This is a genomic window from Roseovarius sp. MMSF_3350, from assembly GCF_030733425.1.
In the GTDB taxonomy this organism is placed as follows: domain Bacteria; phylum Pseudomonadota; class Alphaproteobacteria; order Rhodobacterales; family Rhodobacteraceae; genus Roseovarius.
In genome coordinates this window covers 1-1,529 of the sequence record NZ_JASHIZ010000039.1, presented here as the reverse complement: position 1 = coordinate 1,529, position 1,529 = coordinate 1, and the positions used below count along the sequence as shown (strand labels likewise).

General features: G+C 72.4%; 2 protein-coding genes. Both read left to right on the top strand.

What is annotated here, in order from left to right:
* Nucleotides 1-1,253 (top strand): hypothetical protein (locus RBB31_RS20510; RefSeq protein ID WP_306131116.1); only part of this gene is annotated, 1,253 nt, incomplete at its 5' end.
* The coding region (locus RBB31_RS20505) for a hypothetical protein (RefSeq protein ID WP_306131115.1) at nt 1,250-1,529 on the top strand (280 nt) is incomplete at its 3' end. The genes RBB31_RS20510 and RBB31_RS20505, both read left to right, overlap by 4 nt.

The window sequence follows — 1,529 nt, the reverse complement described above, 5'->3', positions numbered from 1 at the left end:
CCGTCCCTCCAACCCCGCAACCCGAGGATCGCCCCATGCCCTTCGACACCCAAGATGGCGTCGCCCCCGCCCTTCAGGCCTATGTCTGCACCGACAAGGGTGCCGCCACGGCCCGTGCCGTGCTGACCGAGAGCGGCCAGGTGGCCAAGGCGATCCACGGTGGCGGGCTCAGCGGCGCGGCCCGGCTTCTCAGCGGTCCCTCCGCGATGAAATGCGTCCTGGCCGAGATGGGCCAGATCAACCTGGCGATGGCCTGCGAATGCGTCGAGGAACTGGCCCGCGCCGGCATCGACGTGATCGTGCTCGGCACGGCCGACGATCTCGCCACCTACCGCGCCCTGCGGCAGGCCGGGGCGCGCGACTATTTCTGCCTTCCCGCCGACGCGTCGGACATCCTCGCCGCCACCACTGCGCCAGCCGCGGCCGGACCCGCACCCGTCCCCGCACCCGCCGCCCCCGCGCCCGAAACCCTCCAGGGCCTCACGATCGGGGTCATCGGATGCAAGGGCGGCACCGGCGCCAGCCTCCTGGCGCAGAACCTCGCCGCGCTTGCCGCCGCCCCCAAGGGCGCCAACCGCTCCACTGCGCTGGTGGATGCCGATCTCGAATTCGGCACCCAGGCCATCGACCTCGACCGGGACGAAACCCGCGGTCTCTTCGACGCCCTGCGCGCCCCCGACCGCGTGGACAACACCTTCATCGGCGCAACGATGGATCAGATCAGCGACACGCTCTCGCTCTATTCCGGCCAGGTCCGCGGCGATCAGACCGCCGCCGCCTACGAGCCCGGCATCGCTGCCCTCCTGCCGCGCCTGCGCGCAGGCTTCGACACCGTCATCGCCGACATGCCCCGCGGCCTCGTCCTGCGCCAGCCCGACGTGATCGGCACGCTCGACCGGCTGGTCCTGGTGCTGCCGGCGGGCTTTGCCGGCGTCAACGCCGCCAGCCGCCTCCTGGGCCAGATCCGGGCCGATCACCCCGATTTGCCGGTCCTCGCAGTGCTGTCCGAGATCCGCAAGGACGCGGGCCTGCGCCCCAAGGACATCGCCAAGACGCTCGACATGCCCCTCACCGCGACCCTGCCCTGCTGCGCCCCGGCGCTGGCGCGCGCGCACAAGGCCGCCAAACCGCTCGTCACCCTGCAACCGCGCGCGCCCTGGGCCCGCGCCGTGCGCACCGTCTTCGAGGCCGCCACCAAGCCGGCGGGCGCCGCCTCGGCCCTGCGCAAGCCCCGCAAGAGACTGTTCGGATGAAACACGAGGTCATCGAGCACCACAATCGCGAAGCGCTCGACCGGGTGCTCCACATCGCGCGCCAGATCGACGCCGACGGGCTGTCGGTCGAGGAAAAGGTGAACACCGCGCTCACCTTCGTGGTCGAGGCGAGCGAGGCACCCATCCCGCTGGGCCAGCAACGCGCCCTGCTGGCCCAGGCAGTCGCGGCCCTGGGCGACAACGCAACGGCCGCCACCGCTGCACCGCTCTCGCCCCCGGCCGCGCCGCAATCCCCGGCCCGGTCACCGGCACCGA